The sequence below is a fragment of the Pseudoalteromonas sp. S4741 genome, from assembly GCF_005886135.1.
Classification (GTDB): Bacteria; Pseudomonadota; Gammaproteobacteria; order Enterobacterales; family Alteromonadaceae; genus Pseudoalteromonas; species Pseudoalteromonas tetraodonis.
In genome coordinates, this window is the sequence record NZ_PNCN01000050.1 from 1 (window position 1) to 1,653 (window position 1,653).

At 42.0% G+C, this 1,653-nt stretch carries 1 protein-coding gene and 1 pseudogene; both read right to left on the reverse strand.

Going from position 1 to position 1,653, the window contains the following annotated elements:
- Positions 1-63: 63 nt before the first annotated feature.
- Positions 64-1,263: an Nramp family divalent metal transporter gene (locus CWC30_RS08460; RefSeq protein ID WP_138626859.1), complete on the reverse strand. Its 1,200-nt coding sequence runs from the start codon at positions 1,261-1,263 to the stop codon at positions 64-66.
- Between the two features lie 246 nt (positions 1,264-1,509).
- Positions 1,510-1,653 (reverse strand): annotated as a pseudogene (locus CWC30_RS08465) (transposase); the annotation flags it as partial.

Here is a 1,653-nt window from a genome sequence, read left to right on the forward strand (position 1 = left end):
ACTTAAACGATCCGCATTACTATTAATATAGCGGCTTTTGTGTGTATAAATTGCGTCTTGATATCAAAAAATCAAACTAAACAGCTTGTAACCACTTAAGCCAAAAATAAGCACTAACACCGGTAAAGTAAGCAAGTTTACCAACATTGAGTTGGTGTATTTGCCCATTACTGATTTTTGGTTAACCAGCCACACAAGGTAAGTGGTGACAATAGGCAGTAATAGGCCATTAGCTGCTTGGGCAAAAATTATCACGGCAACAGGGTCTAAACCCAGAGACGCCACGGCTGCACCAAATAATAAAATAACAATGGCGACACTTTTAAATCGGGTGTTATCCATTTTATTTGACCAACCTAACATGCCACATACTGCATACGCACCGGCAAGGGGGGCTGTAATTGCGCTGGTTAAACCTGCTGCAAATAAGCCAGTAGCAAAAAAGTAATGGGCAGCATCGCCAAGTAATGGCTCAAGTTGTACCGCCATGTTGGCAGCGCTAATTTGCCCTGCATCTGTGCCATAAAATGCCACTGACGCGGTTGATAAAATTGCCAGCGTGATCACGCCACCTAAAGTGATAGACACACCCGTATCTACATTAGTTTGCTTAATAACTTTTTGCTTATCACTTTTGCTGTCGTGTCTTGCAGCTAAAACACCTGAGTGTAAAAATAAGTTATACGGCACAATGGTAGTACCAACTAAAGCTAGTATGGTTGTAATAGAGCCTTCAGGCATACTAGGAATAAAGCCAGCAAATACATCATTCAGCGAGGGAGCAGCCATAACTAACGTAGAGATAAACACTAGGCTCATTAAAATCACTAATAAAATAAGCGCGTTTTCAACGACTTTGTGTTTACCGCTGTAAAGTAACACCGCACTTAAAAATGCAATGAGTGGCGTCCAAAGCTGGGCATTAACATGAGGAAATATTTCAATTAATCCCATGCTGGCACCGCTAAGGTTGCCAGCCTCGTAGGCGGCACTACCTACTCCAATGGCGCTGATCACTAAAAATATAGCGAGAGATTTAAATAGGGGCGTTTCAATGTGAGCTCTTAGCGCTTGCGCTAAATCTTGCCCGGTGGCTACGCCAAGGCGCGCCGCCATAGATTGTAATAATATGGTGGCAATAACTGAAAACAGTAATGTCCATATTAGTGCAAAACCAAAGTTTGCACCTGCCACGCTGGCAGTCGTAATAGTCCCTGGTCCAATGAAGGCAGCGGTGACGAGTAGTCCTGGTCCTAATCGCATAATTGACCTTAATAGTACTTTTGCATATTGCTATTTAAAGTTACATCTAACGTTTTATAACGCGATGCCTGTATTATTGCTGCCACTTATATAAAGTGCCTTGCAGCGATAGCCGCCCCTTGGCAAACCCTTGTTTGATGATAATCATATGTTAAAAAAGGTCGCGTAGGATACCAACTTATATATAAATTTAAAGGGGGGGTGGCGCGTTTGCACAAAATTAATACAATCAATAAATAACAGTAATACCGGCTGTCTATCATCAACATTCCCAGCTGTCACTTTTACAGCTAATAAACCCCCTTCATCATTATGATGAGGTGAAGTTTAAAGCCATAAAACCAGCCCATTGATCCTTTGCCTCGTTTGGCTTCTCCTGCAAAAACTTTG

Coding starts and splice junctions, on each gene's coding strand:
- CWC30_RS08460 (WP_138626859.1), bottom strand. CDS start 1,263: ATGCGATTAGGACCAGGACTACTCGTCACCGCTGCCTTCATTGGACCA.